This is a genomic window from Halosolutus gelatinilyticus, assembly GCF_023028105.1.
Classification (GTDB): Archaea; Halobacteriota; Halobacteria; order Halobacteriales; family Natrialbaceae; genus Halosolutus; species Halosolutus gelatinilyticus.
Map to the genome: position 1 here is coordinate 279,899 of NZ_CP095491.1, position 15,988 is coordinate 295,886.

Annotated in this window: 20 protein-coding genes; 13 read left to right on the forward strand and 7 right to left on the reverse strand. The window is 65.9% G+C overall.

The genetic code is table 11. The features are described 5' to 3' along the window. Positions 1–125: 125 nt before the first annotated feature. A complete protein-coding gene (locus MUH00_RS01435) occupies positions 126–686 on the forward strand; it encodes a DUF8108 domain-containing protein (protein WP_247001947.1) in 561 nt (186 codons plus the stop codon). Positions 687–782: 96 nt separating this feature from the next. On the opposite strand, the gene MUH00_RS01440 is transcribed toward MUH00_RS01435, so the two are convergent. Next, positions 783–1,013, reverse strand: a complete 231-nt coding sequence (locus tag MUH00_RS01440) for a helix-turn-helix domain-containing protein (protein WP_247001949.1) — start codon at positions 1,011–1,013, stop codon at positions 783–785. A gap of 182 nt (positions 1,014–1,195) precedes the next feature. Further along, entirely contained in the window at positions 1,196–2,386 is a 1,191-nt protein-coding gene (locus MUH00_RS01445; protein WP_247001951.1) for an ArsA family ATPase, read from the reverse strand. A 129-nt stretch (positions 2,387–2,515) separates the two neighbouring features. On the opposite strand from MUH00_RS01445, the gene MUH00_RS01450 reads away from it, so the two are divergent. Further along, entirely contained in the window at positions 2,516–2,854 is a 339-nt protein-coding gene (locus MUH00_RS01450; RefSeq protein WP_247001953.1) for a DsrE family protein, read from the forward strand. Between the two features lie 19 nt (positions 2,855–2,873). Here the strand turns inward: MUH00_RS01450 and MUH00_RS01455 are convergent, their stop codons facing one another. After that, positions 2,874–3,974, reverse strand: coding sequence for a pyridoxal phosphate-dependent aminotransferase (locus MUH00_RS01455; RefSeq protein WP_247001955.1), 1,101 nt, complete (start codon positions 3,972–3,974; stop codon positions 2,874–2,876). A gap of 131 nt (positions 3,975–4,105) precedes the next feature. Between MUH00_RS01455 and MUH00_RS01460 the strand changes: the two genes are divergently transcribed. From MUH00_RS01460 to MUH00_RS01475, 4 genes are all read left to right on the forward strand, one after another. After that, positions 4,106–4,468: a nuclear transport factor 2 family protein gene (locus MUH00_RS01460; protein ID WP_247001957.1), complete on the forward strand. Its 363-nt coding sequence runs from the start codon at positions 4,106–4,108 to the stop codon at positions 4,466–4,468. Positions 4,469–4,893: 425 nt separating this feature from the next. Further along, positions 4,894–5,982, forward strand: a complete 1,089-nt coding sequence (locus tag MUH00_RS01465) for a right-handed parallel beta-helix repeat-containing protein (RefSeq protein ID WP_247001958.1) — start codon at positions 4,894–4,896, stop codon at positions 5,980–5,982. 286 nt (positions 5,983–6,268) lie between these two features. After that, positions 6,269–6,787, forward strand: coding sequence for a CinA family protein (locus MUH00_RS01470; protein WP_247001960.1), 519 nt, complete (start codon positions 6,269–6,271; stop codon positions 6,785–6,787). A 78-nt stretch (positions 6,788–6,865) separates the two neighbouring features. Next, positions 6,866–7,351: a metal-dependent hydrolase gene (locus tag MUH00_RS01475; RefSeq protein WP_247001962.1), complete on the forward strand. Its 486-nt coding sequence runs from the start codon at positions 6,866–6,868 to the stop codon at positions 7,349–7,351. Between the two features lie 27 nt (positions 7,352–7,378). Here the strand turns inward: MUH00_RS01475 and MUH00_RS01480 are convergent, their stop codons facing one another. After that, the gene (locus MUH00_RS01480; protein WP_247001964.1) at positions 7,379–8,110 is read right to left on the reverse strand and encodes a GNAT family N-acetyltransferase; all 732 of its coding nucleotides are present in this window, start codon (positions 8,108–8,110) and stop codon (positions 7,379–7,381) included. 113 nt (positions 8,111–8,223) lie between these two features. Beyond that, positions 8,224–9,177, reverse strand: a complete 954-nt coding sequence (locus MUH00_RS01485) for a cell division protein CdpA domain-containing protein (RefSeq protein WP_247001966.1) — start codon at positions 9,175–9,177, stop codon at positions 8,224–8,226. 118 nt (positions 9,178–9,295) lie between these two features. Here MUH00_RS01485 and MUH00_RS01490 point away from each other — a divergent pair, with 118 nt between their 5' ends. The 6 genes from MUH00_RS01490 (at position 9,296) to MUH00_RS01515 (ending at position 13,840) form a co-directional block, all read left to right on the forward strand. Continuing rightward, entirely contained in the window at positions 9,296–9,580 is a 285-nt protein-coding gene (locus MUH00_RS01490; protein ID WP_247001968.1) for a DUF5789 family protein, read from the forward strand. A 6-nt stretch (positions 9,581–9,586) separates the two neighbouring features. After that, positions 9,587–10,285 (forward strand): CPBP family glutamic-type intramembrane protease, encoded by a 699-nt coding sequence (locus MUH00_RS01495; protein ID WP_247001970.1) that lies wholly within the window; start codon positions 9,587–9,589, stop codon positions 10,283–10,285. 345 nt (positions 10,286–10,630) lie between these two features. Then, entirely contained in the window at positions 10,631–11,014 is a 384-nt protein-coding gene (locus tag MUH00_RS01500) for an RDD family protein (protein ID WP_247001972.1), read from the forward strand. Positions 11,015–11,134: 120 nt separating this feature from the next. Further along, a complete protein-coding gene (locus tag MUH00_RS01505) occupies positions 11,135–11,644 on the forward strand; it encodes a DUF302 domain-containing protein (RefSeq protein ID WP_247001974.1) in 510 nt (169 codons plus the stop codon). 199 nt (positions 11,645–11,843) lie between these two features. Next, positions 11,844–12,560, forward strand: coding sequence for a PHP domain-containing protein (locus tag MUH00_RS01510; protein ID WP_247004041.1), 717 nt, complete (start codon positions 11,844–11,846; stop codon positions 12,558–12,560). A gap of 152 nt (positions 12,561–12,712) precedes the next feature. Next, a complete protein-coding gene (locus MUH00_RS01515; protein WP_247001977.1) occupies positions 12,713–13,840 on the forward strand; it encodes an AI-2E family transporter in 1,128 nt (375 codons plus the stop codon). 15 nt (positions 13,841–13,855) lie between these two features. Here the strand turns inward: MUH00_RS01515 and arcD are convergent, their stop codons facing one another. Further along, positions 13,856–15,292 (reverse strand): arginine/ornithine antiporter ArcD, encoded by a 1,437-nt coding sequence (arcD, locus tag MUH00_RS01520; protein WP_247001978.1) that lies wholly within the window; start codon positions 15,290–15,292, stop codon positions 13,856–13,858. Positions 15,293–15,433: 141 nt separating this feature from the next. Between arcD and MUH00_RS01525 the strand changes: the two genes are divergently transcribed. Beyond that, positions 15,434–15,586, forward strand: a complete 153-nt coding sequence (locus MUH00_RS01525) for a hypothetical protein (protein ID WP_247001980.1) — start codon at positions 15,434–15,436, stop codon at positions 15,584–15,586. Between the two features lie 182 nt (positions 15,587–15,768). Here the strand turns inward: MUH00_RS01525 and MUH00_RS01530 are convergent, their stop codons facing one another. After that, positions 15,769–15,960 (reverse strand): hypothetical protein, encoded by a 192-nt coding sequence (locus tag MUH00_RS01530; RefSeq protein ID WP_247001982.1) that lies wholly within the window; start codon positions 15,958–15,960, stop codon positions 15,769–15,771. Positions 15,961–15,988 lie beyond the last annotated feature (28 nt).

Consider the following 15,988-nt stretch of genomic DNA (forward strand, 5'->3'; position numbering starts at 1 on the left):
GTTCGAGATCGCGATTTGAACTTGAGGTCGCGGTTCAAGATCGCGAATCGCGCTCGCGCCGGGCGGATTCCGAAGCGATCTGATTCCGTAGACTTATTTTCACTGAGCCGATATTATCAGTATCAGTGACGTCCGGATCGTCGAGTGCAGTCGGACTGGCGGACACCATCTCCGCGTACCTCTACGCCGTTCTCGGATGGACGTTCGTGGGCACCGGTAGCTTGCTCACCTGGAGCGTTCTCTCCGCGGTGGCTGAGGACGGATTCACCGGAACTCGGGCGCTGTTTACCCTCTTCATGCTCGGGTTCGCGTTCGTATTCGTCGCGATCGGACTGTTCATCAATCCCGGGGTTCGGCGCCGCCTCGATCGCCGTCACCGGCTGACGCGGTTCGGCCGGGTCCGGACCGTCGAACGGCGAATGATCCGAACCGACGAGGGCCGTTCGGAACGGTGCGTCGACTGCGGCGACCCGATCGATCGGGGACTGATTCGGCGGTACCGCGAGGAGTATGCGATCGCGGGGATTCCGATCGTCACGCGGTCGGAGGGTCGTAATCACTACTGCCTCGCGTGTGCGACCAACGAACTGCTGGGCATCGACTCGGCGGCCGATCGGCCCGACTCGCGTTCCGATTCCGGCAACGTCGAGCGCCGCGATCGGGTCCGGGACGTCGAGCGAGAATGAAACCGATATCGACGAGGCCGCTCCGACGCGAACCGGCGCGAGAGCGACGACTGTGCTATGGGATCGCAGCGCTCTTTTTGAGGGGATTCGGTTCGCTCAATCGGCTGCTGGCGATTCGCACCGGGCGTTCTCGTCGAGCGCGAACGTCCCGCCGATACACTGGCGGACGTAGCCGTCCTGCTGAAGATCGTAGCAGTGGCGCTCGATGGTGATCGGGTGCGCGTCGAGCGACGCGGCCAACTCCGAAATCGTCGCCGGCTGAGACTCGGCGAGCACTGCGAGGATCTCGCGGTGAGGGGAGCGGCCCGGTGTGTTCTTCGATCGCATGTCGGCCTCGTGAGGACGATGTTCGGGTGTGGATATCAACCGCGCTACCGGTTCCCAGCAACTGGGAGTCGGAACACCGATGGTAATTGAGAGTTGGTATCCTGGGAGCCGCCGGGCGAGAGCGACGAGCACCGCGAGGCCAGGGATCGGAATCGACCGATCGTCCGCGTCGCCGACGCCGACTACCGAAGACAGGCCGCCACGACCTCGAGCATCCCCACTCCCCGCACCTCTTCGGCGAAGAGCGGAACCCGACGAACGTCGGTTCCGCGGAAGAGCTCCTGCGCTTCGGCGAGCGCCTGCTGTTGGACGTCCCACCGCCGCTGGCAGAACTCGCAGTCGCCCAGGTTCGGCTGGAGAAACTCGCCGTCGACGTCGTCGGTAACGTTCGAGAGCGGCTCCATCACGCGGTTGACGACGACGGTGCCGACCGGGATCTCGAACTCCCGAAGCTGCTGGCGCAGCCGCTTCGACTCGAAGACGCTCATCTCCTCGGGAACCATGACGATCCGGAAGTCCGTCCGCGCGGGATCGCGCAGGGCCGCCCGGAGGCGTTCGATCCGATCGCGAAGCTCGTTCAGATCGGCGAGGTCGTCCTCGTCCGTCGGCGGCCCCTGCCCGCCGAACATTCCTTTCATTCCCTCGAGCACGCCGCTGAGCCGCTGGCGGAACTGGAGGAGACGGCCCATCATGGTGTCCATCAGTTCGGGAAGTTTGAGCAGCCGAAGGGTGTGTCCTGTCGGCGCCGTGTCGACGACCACCCGATCGAACCGGGGATCGTCCATGTACTCGAGCAGAAGCTGCATCGCGGCGGCTTCGTCGGCCCCGGGCATCGCGCCGCCGAGCAGCGACTCCATCGGCGACTCGTCGCCGCCGAGCAGGTCCCCGAGACCGCCGAGGCCGCCCATCTCGCCCGCGCCACCCTCGTCGCCACCGCCGAAGATCCCGTCGGAACTCCCCTCGGACTCCGCCGCGGGACCGCCGCCGAGAAAGGCCGCTTCGCCCTCCTCCATCGCGGCCTCCGGATCGATTTCGGCCGCGTAGAGGGGGATATCGTCGCGAATCCGGCCGGGTTCGGACGGGATGTCGCCCTCGAACGTATCCGAGAGGGAGTGCGCGGGATCCGTCGAGACGACCAGCGTGGGGGTCCCGCCGCGCGCGCTGTCGAGGGCGGTCGCCGCCGCCATCGTGGTCTTTCCCACGCCGCCTTTTCCGCCGTAGAGCACGTAGTCGGGACCGTCGATCGGCTCGTCCGATGGCTCGACGTCAACGGTTCGGGTCTCCTCCCCGCCGACGGAATCGGTCGGCGTCACCTCGATCGTGTGATCCTCCTCGGCCTCTTCGTCGGCCGGCTCGACGTCGAGTCCACTCATATCGGACCGTTACCCGTCTGGACACGAGTACTCGTCGGTCCTCGGCGCCCGCGGTCGCCGCGAGCTCGATCGGCGGCGAGTCGTTGCAAGCAGTGTCCCTTCAGTCGTGCCGGGACTCTACCGGCGTACATGCAAACCGTCGTGCACCTCCTCTCGGGGGACGAAACCGAACAGGAAACGGCGCTCGCGATCGCAAGGAACCTTCTGGATGACGAAACGAATCGTATTGACGACGTCGCGGTCGTCGTTCAGGCGGACGGGATAGCGGCGATCGACGCGACCGACGGCAACGTGGAGCAGGTTCGAGCGCTGCTGGACGACGGCGTCGCGTTCAAGGCCTGCCGGAATACGATGGACATGATGGAGATGGACGAATCCGATCTCGTCGACGGAGTCGAGACCGTTCCGGAGGGCGCCGTCGAAGTGACGCGACTGCAGTCGGACGGGTACGCGTACCTCCGCCCGTGACGGCCCGGCGGTTGCCGAGTTACGAAAAGTAGTCGGCCAGCCGATCGGCCGCTTCCTCGACGCGCGGCGTGACGAGCGCGAACCGGAGCCAGTCGCGTCGCGAGTCGCCGAACGCCTCGCCGGGCATCCCGGCCACGCCGGCCTCGTCGATCAGCTTCTCGACGTTCTCCAGGGTGCCCGGGTAGCCGTCGAAGCGCGCCATCACGTAGAACGCGCCCTGGGGCGTGGTGTACTCGGCGCCCGCCGCGTCGAGCGCGTCGGTGAAGGTCGCGACCCGATCGGCCAGCAGCTCCCGGTTGCGCTCGTAGTAGTCGGGGTCGGTCTCGCGCAAGGCCCGCAGGACGGCGTACTGTGAGGGACGGCTGCCCGCGACGTTGACGAGCATGTGGCGGCTCTTTGCGTTCGCGACGAGGTGCGGCGGGAAGACGGCGTAACCGACCCGGAAGCCGGTGATCGCCAGCGACTTCGAGAACGCGTTGGTGACGATCCGGTGGTCCGAGTCGAACTCCAGCGCGCTCGCGAACTCCCCCGAGAGATCGTAGTGGTCGTACACCTCGTCGCCGACCAGGATCGCGTCGTACGCCTCGGCGATCGCGACGAGTTCTTCGACCGTCTCCTCGGGGTAAACCGCGCCCGTCGGGTTGTTCGGCGAGTTAACCACGATCGCGGCCGTCTCCTCGCTCGCGGCCGCCCGCACGTCCGCGGGGTCGAGCTGGCCGCTCTCGTCGGCGGCGACGTACGACTGCGTGCCGCCGAGCATCGTCGTCTTGCCCGGGTAGTAGGAGTAGACCGGATCCATCAGCAGGATCTCGCGGCCCCGATCGCGCTCGAGCGCTCGCGCCATCGCGAGGTAATTCGCCTCGCCCGCGCCGTTGGTGACGACGACCTGCTCGACGTCGACCCCGCGCCTGGCGGCGATCTCCTCGCGCAGTTCGAGCAGACCCTCGCTCGGCGGGTACTGGAACCGATCGGGATCGAAATCGGCGTACTCTCGAAGCCCGTCCCGCAGCGCCTCGGGCGGTTCCCAGTCAGGGTTGCCGCTCACCATGTCGACGACGTCGCGATCGGCCCGGGCCGCGTACTGCATCACGTGAAAGAACAGCGGCGTCTCGTACTCCATACGGGTGCATGAGAGCGCCCGTGCCGTGGTTCTTTCGTCACGCCACGGTTCCGATACCGACCCGTGACCCTGCGGCGCCGGCGACCGCGTCGAACGCGAACCGTTTTCTTCCCCCGCGAGGAGGAGCAACTATGTCGCTCGACGTCGCACCGCGATCCGTGCTCGAATCGTACTACGACTACGTCGACGACGGCGAGACCGAGGCCCTGCTCGAGTTGTTCGCCGACGACGTTCGGTACGAACGGCCGGGCCAGGGCACCATTGAGGGTATCGACGAACTGCGCGCGTTCTACGAGCGCAATCGGCCGCTCGAGGATGGGCTCCACGAGATCGATCGGATGCTCGTCGTCGACGACTGCGCGGCGGTTCGCGGCCGGTTCACCGGCGTACAGGACGGCGAGGAGGTCGAATTCGGCTTCGCGGACCACCACGAGTTCGACGACGACGGCCTGATCACCGACCGGTGGTCGTACACCGATCGGGACACCGTCTGAGGGCGATCGTCCTGCAGTCCAGCGGTTCTGCTGACGTACTGGTTCCGTCTCGGGATTCCTCGCTTCGTCTTCGTGCGGCGGTGGCGCGCGAACGGCCGCGGGACCGCCGATTCCACCCTACTCGGAACCGCTCGGCGCACCGATCGGCGCTATACGGCCGCGGCCGGGAGGCTCTCCCGCCTCGGCGAAGAACCGCCGCCTGCGAGGTGGGATCGAGATCGATCGACGACGCCGGGATCGCCGAAACGGCAGCCGTCGCGGCAGCAGTTCTTCTCGCGGTCAACGGATTCGCGAACTCTCGAGCGAACCCACGGTGGCGGCAGAACGTAGCGCCGGTCGACTCACAGCCGGTGAAAATTGATTCACAGGTACTGAAAATACTCGGAATCGATTATGCTCGAAATATCTATTGATTCGACGGTACTATGTGGACTACGGAGAGCGGCGAAGACGGACTGCTTCATCGGAGATCGTACCTCAAAATAGCCGGCGCTGCAGCGCTGGGAACGGCCCTCACTGGAACGGCGGCGGCTTCCGATCACGAGACCGTCACCGTCCCCGAGGACGAACGAAAGGTCGTCGAGGTCGGCGATTCCGAACTCCTCGAGAACGTCACGTACGACGTGACGGCCGCCGGAGCGGGCGTGACGATCGTCGCGAACGGAACCGACTGGACGATCCGAAATATCGCGGTCGACGGCGCAGTCGACATGGGCGATCACACGATCATCGGCGCAGCCGATACCGGCGGCGGGACGTCGCGCATCGAGAACGTGTGGCTCGGCGACGGGTGCCTACGCGAGAAAGGCGGCGCGACCGGGATCTGGGTCGACCCGGACCACGAGGGGCGCCTCGAGATCGAACGCGTCAACGTTCAGGAGATGAGCGACAACGGACTCTACTGTTCGGCACCTGGCACCGACTGGGGAAGCGGCGGAACGGTCGCCGTGCGGGACTGTTACGCGGCGAACAACCGGATCTCGCAGTACCGACTCGCCGAGGGGACCGTCGAAAACTGCGTCGCGTCCGTTACCGACGATCGAGAGCACCGCCACGGACGGGGCGTCTGGGCGTGGTCGCCGGGCCCCGTGGAAGTGCGAGACTGCCACTTCGACATGAACGGAAACCACTACTCGTTCGTCGCCGGTGCGAACGACGAGGGAAGTCGAATCGACGTCTTCGATACCGAGTGGGACGACGAGTTCCACGGCGGGTGGCGAACTATCGCCGACGGGACGGTGAACTTCGAGGGCGGCAACGGTAACGATCCGCGGAACTTCGTTCCCGACGGATGTCCGACGTCGGCCGCAGAAGCGGTCTGCGCCGAGGAGGAACCGAAGGATTCCGAAGGCGACGAACCCGAAAGCGAGAGCCCGTCGGTCGACGACTACCGCAACGACGAAACCGGCGCCGTCGAAACCGATGGATTCCGAGAGGCGCTCGGCGACTGGGAACGCGGAGATATCGGAACGAGCCTCCTGATCGACGTCTTTAGCGCGTGGTTCGGCGGTTAACGCGCTTCGACCGGTACTCCGACCCGGCGCACGGAGCTCGCGGAAAGCGACGTCGGGGTCCGTCCGGGAAGGGTCGGGCTTCGGGTCCGGGCTCGAATCCGAGCGGAATCACCGCGGACGCCCGCGGATCGCGTCTGGGTCGAGTTCGTTTCGCCGTTCTCGGCCGTCCGCAACCAGTTCGCTCTTCCGCCACCCCGCACCTGCTCGCCCTGAACCGAACGGTACGCGCCCACTCCCTCGCGAGCACACCGATCGCTTACAAGCCGACGGCACGTTCCGTACCGGTATGAACGACCGGATCGATCGGGAGCTCCCGATGAAGGTGGCCGACGCGCTCAGAGATCGCGAGGAATCGCTCGCCGTCGCGGAGTCCTGCACCGGCGGCCTGATCGGCGCGGCGATCACGGCAGTCCCGGGCGCCAGCGACTACTTCGACTCGGGCCTGACGACCTACGCGTACGACGCCAAACGTCGACACCTGGGTGTCAGTCGAGAAGCGCTGGACGAATACGGGGCCGTCTCCGAACCCGTCGCGCGCGAGATGGCCCGCGGCGTCAGGGACGTCGCGGACGTCACGTGGGGCGTCTCGGCGACGGGCGTCGCGGGTCCGACGGGCGGCACGGACGAAAACCCCGTCGGAACCGTGTACATCGGGGTCGCGTACGCCGGTCCGTGGGGAACCGGAACCTCCGACGCGGCGGTTTCGCGCTGCGAGTTCGACGGCGATCGGGCTGTCGTTCGCGCGAAGACCGTGGATCGGGCGCTCTCGGATCTGCTCGCGGCGATCGACGATCGATCCGAGTAGTACTCCTCGACGACGGGTCCGAAACGGAGACAGTCGGGAGAGAAAGGTATTCGGAACTCGACTGTCCAGTAGGACTCGATGAACAAGAAGGGGCACGTTCTCAACGCCGCGTTGCTGAGCATCGGACTGGGGTACCTGCTCGAACCGGCCGGGAACGCGGAGACGTTCCGGACGATGTTCGCGATCGGCGTCCCGGTCACGCTGGGGGCGCTCTTTCCCGACGTCGACACGGCGTTCGGAAAACACCGGAAGACGCTGCACAACCTCCCGATCCTCGTCGGTTTCGTCGTCTTCCCCTCCGTATTCGGCAACCTCGAGTACGTCTGGATCGGCATCCTCACCCACTACGTGCTCGATATCGCGGGCAGCAAACGCGGCATCGCGCTCTTCTACCCCCTGTTGAAGAAGGAGTACGGCTTGCCGATCGGCGTCCCGGTCAGCAGCAAGCGCGCGGATATCGTCACCGTCGCGGTCACGGTCGGAGAAGTTGCCCTCGTCGCCCTGGTCGTCTACGAGGTGCCGCAGTGGGGATTCGAACTGGGACGGCAGGCGCTGGGAATCTGATTCTCGCGGGTCGGCGGCCGCGATCGGTTACAGTTCGTAGGCCATCATCACGTCGTCGACGTGTTCGCCCTCGATCGTGTAGTGGTTCCTGCGGATCGCTTCGGTGTCCCAGCCGTGGATCGTCAGGAACTCGAGCGCCCGCTCGTTGACGACCGGGATGCTGTTGTACACCTTCCGGTAGCCGTTGGCCTCGGCCCACTCGATTCCGCGGTGGAGGAGTTTGCTCCCGATCCCGCGGCCGCGGTAGGCGCTCGTGACGCCGACGGTCTGCTGGGCGACCTCCTGGACGCGTTCGACCTGCGGGAGATCCAGGTGCGTCCAGCCGACGACATCGCCGTCGACGGTCGCGACGAAGAAGACGCGAGATGCGACGCTGTTGTGACGGGTGACCGTGTCCTCGTAGAGCAACTGCTCGGCGATCGTCTCGGCGACGACGTACGTCTCCTCGGCGGTGACGTCCCGTATCACCTCGATCAGCCCGTCGAAATCGTCGTGGTGGGCCGGCCGGATTACGAACTCGACGCCGTCGATCGCGTACTCCTGGACGGCGCCGAACTCGAACGCGAGCCGGAGCGTCCCGCCGTCGTCCGCGATGTACCCGTCGGTTTCGAGCGTCTCGAGGTGGGTTTCGAGCTCGTTCGACGGGATCGAAACGACGTCCATCAGTCTGTGCCGTTTCACCGTTCCGTGCCGTTCGACGTACTCGTAGATGCGCTTGCGTGCGTCGGACGAGAACGTCGGCCGCTCGATCGCGTCCATAGCGATCGTACGACGACCGGTCTGTTAGACCTTGGCTATTGCTACCGTTCGACACGTTCGCGTCGATGGAGTCGGAGTCGGAGAACCGGCCCTCGAATCGGCTCGCGACGCCGTCACCGACGGTTCGGCGTCCACTCCTCGCAGGCGTCCATGTCGTCCATCGCCGCCTCGTGACGGGCACAGTACGGCGTCATCCCCGAATCTGATCGGACGTACTCGAAGTGGCTGCAGTTGCCGCAGTAGCGATCGGTCGGTCCGGCCGACGTCGAGGCGGAACCGACGGCCTTCGCGTCAGCACCCTCGGCCGACGCGTCGAGCGGCGATCGGATGTCGGCGGTCGCCGACCCGCCGTCGCTGGTCGCCGCGCCGACGCCCCGCGCCGGGTTGGATCCGCTCCCGGACGGAGACCGTTCGGCGCTCGGCGACGTCCACCCCCCGCCGCCGTCCGCCGCGTTCGTCTGCGTTTCGACGTCGCCGTCCGGCGTGCCGCCGAGGAACCCGATCCCGCCGAGGCCGCCCGCCTCATTGGTCTCGTCGTACTCGACGACCGTCTTGTTCTTGCGGGTGACGTTCATCTCGAGCATCCCGCCGGGGGCGTTTCGGGTCTTGAAGTTGACGACGCCGATGAACAGACAGCAGACGGCCATGAACAGCCCGAGCAGGTAGATCGCGGAGACGTGCAGCGTCAGATCCTCGCCGTACCCCCGCCAGTGGTATGGATAGGCGTGCCAGAAAAGGGCGACCCCGAGCAGGCAGAGGCTCGCGCTGATCGCGGCCGCCGCTCGCACCCGTCGCCCGGCGGGGAACACGACGAAGACGCCCATGAGCGCGGCCGGGACGCCGATCCCGGCGAGCACGCCGGCGACGCGGACGGCGGCGTAGTGGTCGCCCATCTCCCAGGCGGTGAGTTCGACCACGTACCCCGTGAACGGATCGGTCGTCGGCACGAGGACGGCCACCATCGAGAGCACCGCCCCGAGACAGACGAGCGCCGTCCCCGCGTACAGCCGTCGGAGGCTCGCCGCCTCCCGCGCGGTCCCGTCGTATACCTCCGTCAGGCTAGTCATACGCCCGCCTTCAACCTCCCGACACAAAACGGTATGTCAGACACATTTCGTTCGAGAGAGAGGATCGGCGACCCGCGGAAACGAAAGCTTGAATCGCGCCCCTCGAGAACTCCCGGACATGAGCGATGAGGACGACGACGCGCCGGCCGTCTCACTCGGAGAGCAGACCCCGGTCGAGGGTGCGCCGCTGGCCCGCGTCACCTCGCGACTGACGTGGCCGAAGGAGAAGAGCGAGATCGATCGGCTCGAGGGAGACAGCGTGATCCGAACGCCCGACGGGCCGCGAGAGCTGTCGACGGTCCTCGGCGCGATCGACGAAACGTACTTCCAGCGCCACCAGGAGTTCGAACGCCACGTCCGCGACGTCGTCGGCACCGGGCCGATTCCGACCGCGGACGAGTAACGAGCAGTGTCCACCGAAGCGGATCGGACGCCGCTCGACTGGGCTCGTGCCCAGTTCGATCGCCTCTCCTGGGTCCAGAAGTCGCTACTGACCGGAGCGGTCCTGACGGTGCTGTGGATGCACCTCGTTCCGTCGGATCTCGGGCACCGGGCGATCGTCGACAGTACGCTCCTGATCGGGGGACCGCTCGCGCTCGGCCTCTCGCACGGGCGGCGCATCGGCTGGACGATCGACCGCGTCGCGATCCGCAACGCCGTCTTGCTCTCGATGTTCGTCCTCCCCTTCTACCTGGTCGGGTCGACCCTGCCGACCATCCGGACGTACTATCCGATGTGGGAGACCTCCGCCGCAATGGGCGACTTTCTCCCCCACGCCGTCAAACTCTTCATGCTGGCGCTGGCCGCCGAGACGTACTACCGGGGACTCCTCTGTGTGGGTGTCAGGGAGATCGGCTTCAAGGCCGTGTTCATCAGCCCCGTCGTCTACATGATCCACCACTCCTCGAAGCCGCCGATCGAGTTCCTCCTGTCGGGGCCGACGGACATCCTCTTCGGCGCGGTGGATTACGAGTCGAACTCGATCCTGCCATCAGTGATCGCCCACGGCGCCGGCCTCGTCCTGCTCGACTGGCTGGTCCTGCACGACCCGCTGTTCGATCCGCTGCCGTACCTGCGGTATTTCGAGTGGCTGCCGGTTCCGCTGTGATCGATGCCCGATCGCCACGCGAGCAGGCGGACCGAACGGTCGAGAGGTCGCCGCGGTATCGCTGCTGACACCGAGCATCGGTTTCTTCCATGCTGATCCAGTACTGCGGGTATGGACGACCGCATCGATGTAGAGTTCGTCGACAACGTTCCGATACAGCCGCACCCGGAACCGGACGAGGATTGGGCGACGATCGCCCGATGATGCTTTCCGGTCGAGTTGCGCGGAATCCACAGACATATACCGGATTGGTTAGATGGCCGTAATGCGAATGTGTCACGCCAACACAATAATTATGCCGGAGTACTCGAACGCGGATTCGCATGGCTTATCGACGGGATCGTGATGTTCGTTCTTGTCCTCATCATGTTGATTTCGCTTTTCGTAATCGGTATCGGAGCGAGCGCCGGAGCCGGCGGCGGGGCCGGAAGGATGCAGGGAGCAGAGGCCCTAGGCGGGCTGATCGGTCTGGTCTTGGCCGTCGCGTATTACGCCGGGTCGGAGGCCAAGTGGGGACAGACGCCCGGAAAGATGCTGGTCGGGATCCGGGTCGTGCGAACCGACGGACGCGACTGCACGGCTGGGGAGGCGGTGCTCCGCAATATCACGAAGATACTCGGCGGTGCGGCGCTGCTTTCGATCATCGTCGCCATCGTCCTCATTCTGGCGACGGACGAGAATCAGCGACTCGGCGACATCATCGGAGGTACGACGGTCGTCAAAGCCTAACGGAACCGAGGCGGCGGTGAACGAGGCGCGATGACAGCGATACGCGGCGATCGATCCGCATCGTCGGATACCGCGCCGCTCCCACCCATTGTTATGCGTTCCCCGCGTGATGTACCGCGTATGAGCCTTCCCATCGATCCCGCGGCGATCGATCCGGACGACTACGGCGAGAAGCAGGCCGTCCTCGAGATGGGCCACGAAGAGGCGATCGAACACGTCCGCGAGGTCTGTCTCGACGTCGGCTTCGGCATCCCCGTCGAGTTCTCGCCTTCGGACCTGCTGAACGAGAAGGTCGACAGAGAGGCACGACGTGCCTCGAGCAGTCGGACTGCGTCCGACGACGCCGATCGCGACCCCTACTACGTACTCGGCGCGTGCAACCCCGAGATCGCGGATCGGGCGCTCGACGAAACCCTGCGTATCGGCGGACTGTTCCCCTGTAACGTGATCGTCTGGGAGGAAGAGCCGGGACGACAGCGGGTCTACCACGTCTCGATCATGAATATCGCCCGCCTGTTGGGTATCGCGCCGGACACCGAGGCGTGGGCCGACATCGTCGACACGACCGGCAACCTCACCGCGGAGGCCTTCGAGCGGTTCGACTCGGTCGAAACTGAGGTCACGGACTGAAGTGCCGTCGCCGATCGGCGAGTACCGGCGAATGAGTGCGCAGTGGTGAGTATAAACGAGCGACCGACCGGCGATCGAGTATCGGTCAGCGACGACGACCCCGTCTTTTAGGTTCCCGACCACGTACCGGAGCGTGGTGACACTCCGCGCGGACTACCACGTCCACTCGAACTACTCCGACGGGCGACCGCTCCCGGAGATGCTCGAAGCCGCCGAGCGCGCCGGCCTCGACGCCGTCGGGATCACCGACCACTGCAACGTGTCGACCCGATCGGTGCCCGGGCGGGCGAAGCGAGAACACGGGTTCAACCTCGATCTGACCTACGAGCGGCGCCGGGAGGCGATCGAGAGCCTGCGAGAGCGCTACGACGTCGAGATCTACGACGGCGTCGAACTCGACTACGATCCCCGGGACGAACCCGCGATCGAGTCGTTCATCGAGGAGGCCGGCTTCGACTACGTGATCGGCAGCGTTCACGAACTCGAAGACGAGTGCATCTTCAACCGCTCGTACTTCGTCGAGCACTCCGAGAGCGAGCGCCGCGAGCTCGTCGACGGCTACTATCGCAAGATCGTCGCTCTCCTCGAGTTCGACGCCTTCGACGTGCTCGGCCACGTCGACGCCATCGAGCGAACCCCCGAACTTCGAGGGTACGCGACCGACCGCCACTACGAACGGGTCGCGGACGCCCTCGTCGGGTCGACGACGGTCCCGGAGATCAACGCCGGCAAGGTGGGCCTCGAGTACGGCAAGTACCACCCGGCTCCGGCCTTTCTCGACGCGCTTCGCGATCGGGGAGTCCGGTTCGTTCCCGGTACCGACTCCCACCGACCCGACGAACTGGTCGAACGGGTTTCGCTGCTCGACGATCGCTTCTCCGAACTCGGTCTCGATCCCGTTTCGCCCCTCGACTAGCGCAGCATCGACGCCGGTCGGCCGACACTCGACCCCACCGATCGCGAAGGCGAATCGAAAGGTGGCGATCGCCCCGGAACGGTTCCGTCGCTCGACGCGCGATCGCTCGCCGAAATGTCAACGTTTACGTACGAGTGGGTCGACGTCGGTGCATGGACGTTCGAAGCGCGTTCTTCGCCCTCCTCCTCGTGATTCTCGGCGCGATCACGACCCTGATGATCGCCCCGCTGTTGCAGTACGTGATGGCGGCCGCCCTCCTCGCGTTCGTGCTCTACCCCGCTCACAAACGGCTCGAACCGTCGCTTGGCGCGCGCCCGTCGGCGCTCCTCCTCACCACGTTCGCGATCGTCGCCGCCGTCGTCCCGATACTGTACCTCTCGATCGTCATCCTCCAGACGACGCTCTCGTTTCTGAACGATGTCGACGGTTCGGGAGTGGTCGAATCGATCCGGACGGCGGCCCTCGACGCCGGTCTCGGGGAGGAAGCGCTCTCAGCGGTGGAAGAACAGGCCATCACCGAACTCGAAAATCTCCTCTCGAACGCCGCCGAAGTCGTGCTCCTGGAGGTCGTCTCCCTGCTGACCGCCAGTATTCGGATGAGTATCGGCCTGCTGGTCCTCGTCTTCGTGCTCTACTATCTGCTCGTCGACGGGCGAGCGTTCGTCGCCTGGCTCGCCGACGTGGCGCCGCTCGAAGACGAGGTGCGCGATGCGCTGTTCGAAGAAGTCGACGTCGTCACCTGGGCCGTGATCCGAAGTCACGTCCTCGTGGCGCTGGTCCAGGGCGGACTCGGCGGACTCGGATTTTACCTGCTCGGGCTCCCGAACGCCGCGTTCTGGACCGTCATCATGGTCGTCGTCTCCTTCCTGCCGGCCGTCGGTATCTGGCTGGTCTGGGGACCCGCGGTCGGCTACCTCGCGTCCGCGGGCGATCACTTCGCGGGAGTGGCGCTGCTGGTCTACGGCGTCCTCGTGCTCTCCGTCGTCGACAACTACCTGCGTGCGATCTTCGTCGATCGCGGCTCCGGACTCCATCCCGCGGTCGTGCTGGTCGGCGTCATCGGCGGGATCTACCTGCTCGGAATCATGGGGCTGTTCCTCGGCCCGGTCATCCTGGCCGTGTTCAAAGCCGGCCTCAACGTCTTCAACCAGACCGAACTGACCAGCGGCGAGCCGCACATCGGGACTGCGCCGGTGCCCGTTTCCGGCGCCGCCGAATCGGCGTCCGTCTCCGACGAACAGCGGGTCCCGGACGGCGAGAGCGCGCCGTCCGTCGATTGATCGGACGTCGGTCGGTTAGTCGGCCGTCTGGACCGTCGCCGATCGGCGAGTCGACGGGATACCGACGCCGGTCAGCGCCATCAGGAACAGAACCAGCGGCGAGAGGTACCCGAACAGATAGAACGGCGCGTACTCGAGGGTCGGTACCCCGGTCGCCGACCACATGAAGACGCCACCGGCGTGCCACGGGATCAGCGCGCCGGTCGGCGTCCCGGCCGCCTCGACGGCGCGGGAAAGCTGATCGCTGTCGAGGCCGAACTCCTCGTAGAGGTTCCGCAGCGTCATCCCGGGCAGGACGATGCTCATGTACTGCTGAGCGGTGAGCGCATTGATGAGAACCGCGGAGATGCCGGTTCCGGCGACGAGGACGCCCGAACTCGTCACGCCCCGCGAGAGCCGGTGGGCGAGGACGGCGAGGACGCCGGTCTTCTCGAGCAGGCCGCCCAGGACGAGCGCGGCCACGACGACCGCGATCGTCCAGGCCGAGCCGGTGAGTCCGCCCGTCTCGAGCAGGTCGTCGACTAGTTCAGAGCCGGTCTCGGGCGTGGTCCCAGACAGGAAGACCTCCCACGCGGGAACGAAGGCCGTCCCCTGGACGAGCATCGAGGTGCCGACGCCGGCGAAGACGCCGGCCACGAGCGTCGGCAGGGCGGGATAGCCGCGGAGCGCGAGGCCGAACGTCACGACGAGCGGAACGAACACTAGCAGCGAGACGTCGTAACTGCCGGCGATCGCGGTCTGGATTTCCGCGATCCGATCGGCCGGCACCGCGCCGCTGGCTCGGAGCCCGAGCGCGGCGAAGATGGCGACCGCGAGGCCGAACGCGGCGATCGTCCCCGTTCGCATCCGATAGATGTGCTCGTACAGCGGCGTGTTCGTCACCCCGGCGGCGAGGTTCGTCGTGTCCGACAGCGGCGACTGCTTGTCGCCGGCGTACGCACCCGAGAGGACCGCGCCGACGGTCATCGCCGCGGGGACGCCGAGCCCCTCGCCGATCCCGACGAAAGCGACCCCGAGCGTTCCGACCGTCGTCCACGAGGAGCCGATGGAGAAGGCGACGACGCCCGCGAGGACGGCTGCGACGGGTAGGAACACCGTCGGCGTCAATGTCTCGAGGCCGTAGTACATCATCGCGGGAATCGTACCGGCGTCGACCCACGTCGCGATGAGCGCGTAGATCGTCAAGAGAATCAGGATCGCCTGCAGTCCCATCAGGAGGGCGTTGGCGACCCCGTCGTAGAGGTCGGTCCACGCGTAGCCGAGGTAGCGGCCGAACGCGCCGACGAAGACGATGCTCCACAGCAGCGGAGCGTGCGGATCGAGCCCCAGGTAGGCCGACCCGACGCCCAGAAAGACGACGACGGCGAGAACCGGCAGGAGCGCGAGCCGTGCCGATGGCCGACGCTCCGGATCCAGATCGTCGATCGTCGTCGGCGTGAAGTCGAGTGTCATCGACCGAATTATGCAGATGGAGCATAAAAATCGAACGGTCCATAACTCAAATGCATGTGATCCGGTGCCGAACGTCGCGTTCACAGGTCGCAAATTCCGCGTGAGAAAACTATCACGACTAGCTTGATATTCATCTGGCAGTTGGGTTCGGCCCCATCGCTCGATCTCGTAATCGCCCCTACATCCGTCGACGGCGGTGGTGGCGCGGGCGGGTTTTATTCGATTCGGGGCTTCTTCGGCGGCGTGCTGCGCTACTCGGAGGACGGCTTCCTCGAGCGCCTCACGATGAAGTAGATCGCCAAGCGAACGATCGAAGAGATACCCGACCCGGACGCCTCGGGGGACGTCGAGTTCTCCGAGTGGCACGTGGTCGACGCCTTCGCCGCCGACGTCGCCACGTTCATTGAATGGCGTCTCGTCGGTCGTCGCGTCGACGAACGGGGCGGGGTCGGCGGAGTAACCGATCGGGCGGCGCGCTACCGATCGTCCTCGACCCGGCCCGCCGAGTCCTCCTCCTCCTCGAGTTCCGCGAGGAACTGCGTAGCGTCGTGCTGGACGTACCCGGTGAGGACCGCGATGACGAGCACGACGAAGAGCGGAACGCCGACGAGCAAGGCGAGCACCGCCATCGCAGTGAGAAACTCCGGGCTGACGAACGAGAGCCACATACGACTCCGAACGCGTTCGGAGGGCTTA

Bases quoted from the DNA above. Each gene is read 5' to 3' on its own strand.
- MUH00_RS01440 (WP_247001949.1), bottom strand. From the start codon at position 1,013: ATGCGATCGAAGAACACACCGGGCCGCTCCCCTCACCGCGAGATCCTC.
- MUH00_RS01445 (WP_247001951.1), bottom strand. From the start codon at position 2,386: ATGAGTGGACTCGACGTCGAGCCGGCCGACGAAGAGGCCGAGGAGGAT.
- MUH00_RS01450 (WP_247001953.1), top strand. From the start codon at position 2,516: ATGCAAACCGTCGTGCACCTCCTCTCGGGGGACGAAACCGAACAGGAA.
- MUH00_RS01455 (WP_247001955.1), bottom strand. From the start codon at position 3,974: ATGGAGTACGAGACGCCGCTGTTCTTTCACGTGATGCAGTACGCGGCC.
- MUH00_RS01460 (WP_247001957.1), top strand. From the start codon at position 4,106: ATGTCGCTCGACGTCGCACCGCGATCCGTGCTCGAATCGTACTACGAC.
- MUH00_RS01465 (WP_247001958.1), top strand. From the start codon at position 4,894: ATGTGGACTACGGAGAGCGGCGAAGACGGACTGCTTCATCGGAGATCG.
- MUH00_RS01470 (WP_247001960.1), top strand. From the start codon at position 6,269: ATGAACGACCGGATCGATCGGGAGCTCCCGATGAAGGTGGCCGACGCG.
- MUH00_RS01475 (WP_247001962.1), top strand. From the start codon at position 6,866: ATGAACAAGAAGGGGCACGTTCTCAACGCCGCGTTGCTGAGCATCGGA.
- MUH00_RS01480 (WP_247001964.1), bottom strand. From the start codon at position 8,110: ATGGACGCGATCGAGCGGCCGACGTTCTCGTCCGACGCACGCAAGCGC.
- MUH00_RS01485 (WP_247001966.1), bottom strand. From the start codon at position 9,177: ATGACTAGCCTGACGGAGGTATACGACGGGACCGCGCGGGAGGCGGCG.
- MUH00_RS01490 (WP_247001968.1), top strand. From the start codon at position 9,296: ATGAGCGATGAGGACGACGACGCGCCGGCCGTCTCACTCGGAGAGCAG.
- MUH00_RS01500 (WP_247001972.1), top strand. From the start codon at position 10,631: ATGTTCGTTCTTGTCCTCATCATGTTGATTTCGCTTTTCGTAATCGGT.
- MUH00_RS01505 (WP_247001974.1), top strand. From the start codon at position 11,135: ATGAGCCTTCCCATCGATCCCGCGGCGATCGATCCGGACGACTACGGC.
- MUH00_RS01510 (WP_247004041.1), top strand. From the start codon at position 11,844: ATGCTCGAAGCCGCCGAGCGCGCCGGCCTCGACGCCGTCGGGATCACC.
- MUH00_RS01515 (WP_247001977.1), top strand. From the start codon at position 12,713: ATGGACGTTCGAAGCGCGTTCTTCGCCCTCCTCCTCGTGATTCTCGGC.
- arcD (WP_247001978.1), bottom strand. From the start codon at position 15,292: ATGACACTCGACTTCACGCCGACGACGATCGACGATCTGGATCCGGAG.
- MUH00_RS01530 (WP_247001982.1), bottom strand. From the start codon at position 15,960: ATGTGGCTCTCGTTCGTCAGCCCGGAGTTTCTCACTGCGATGGCGGTG.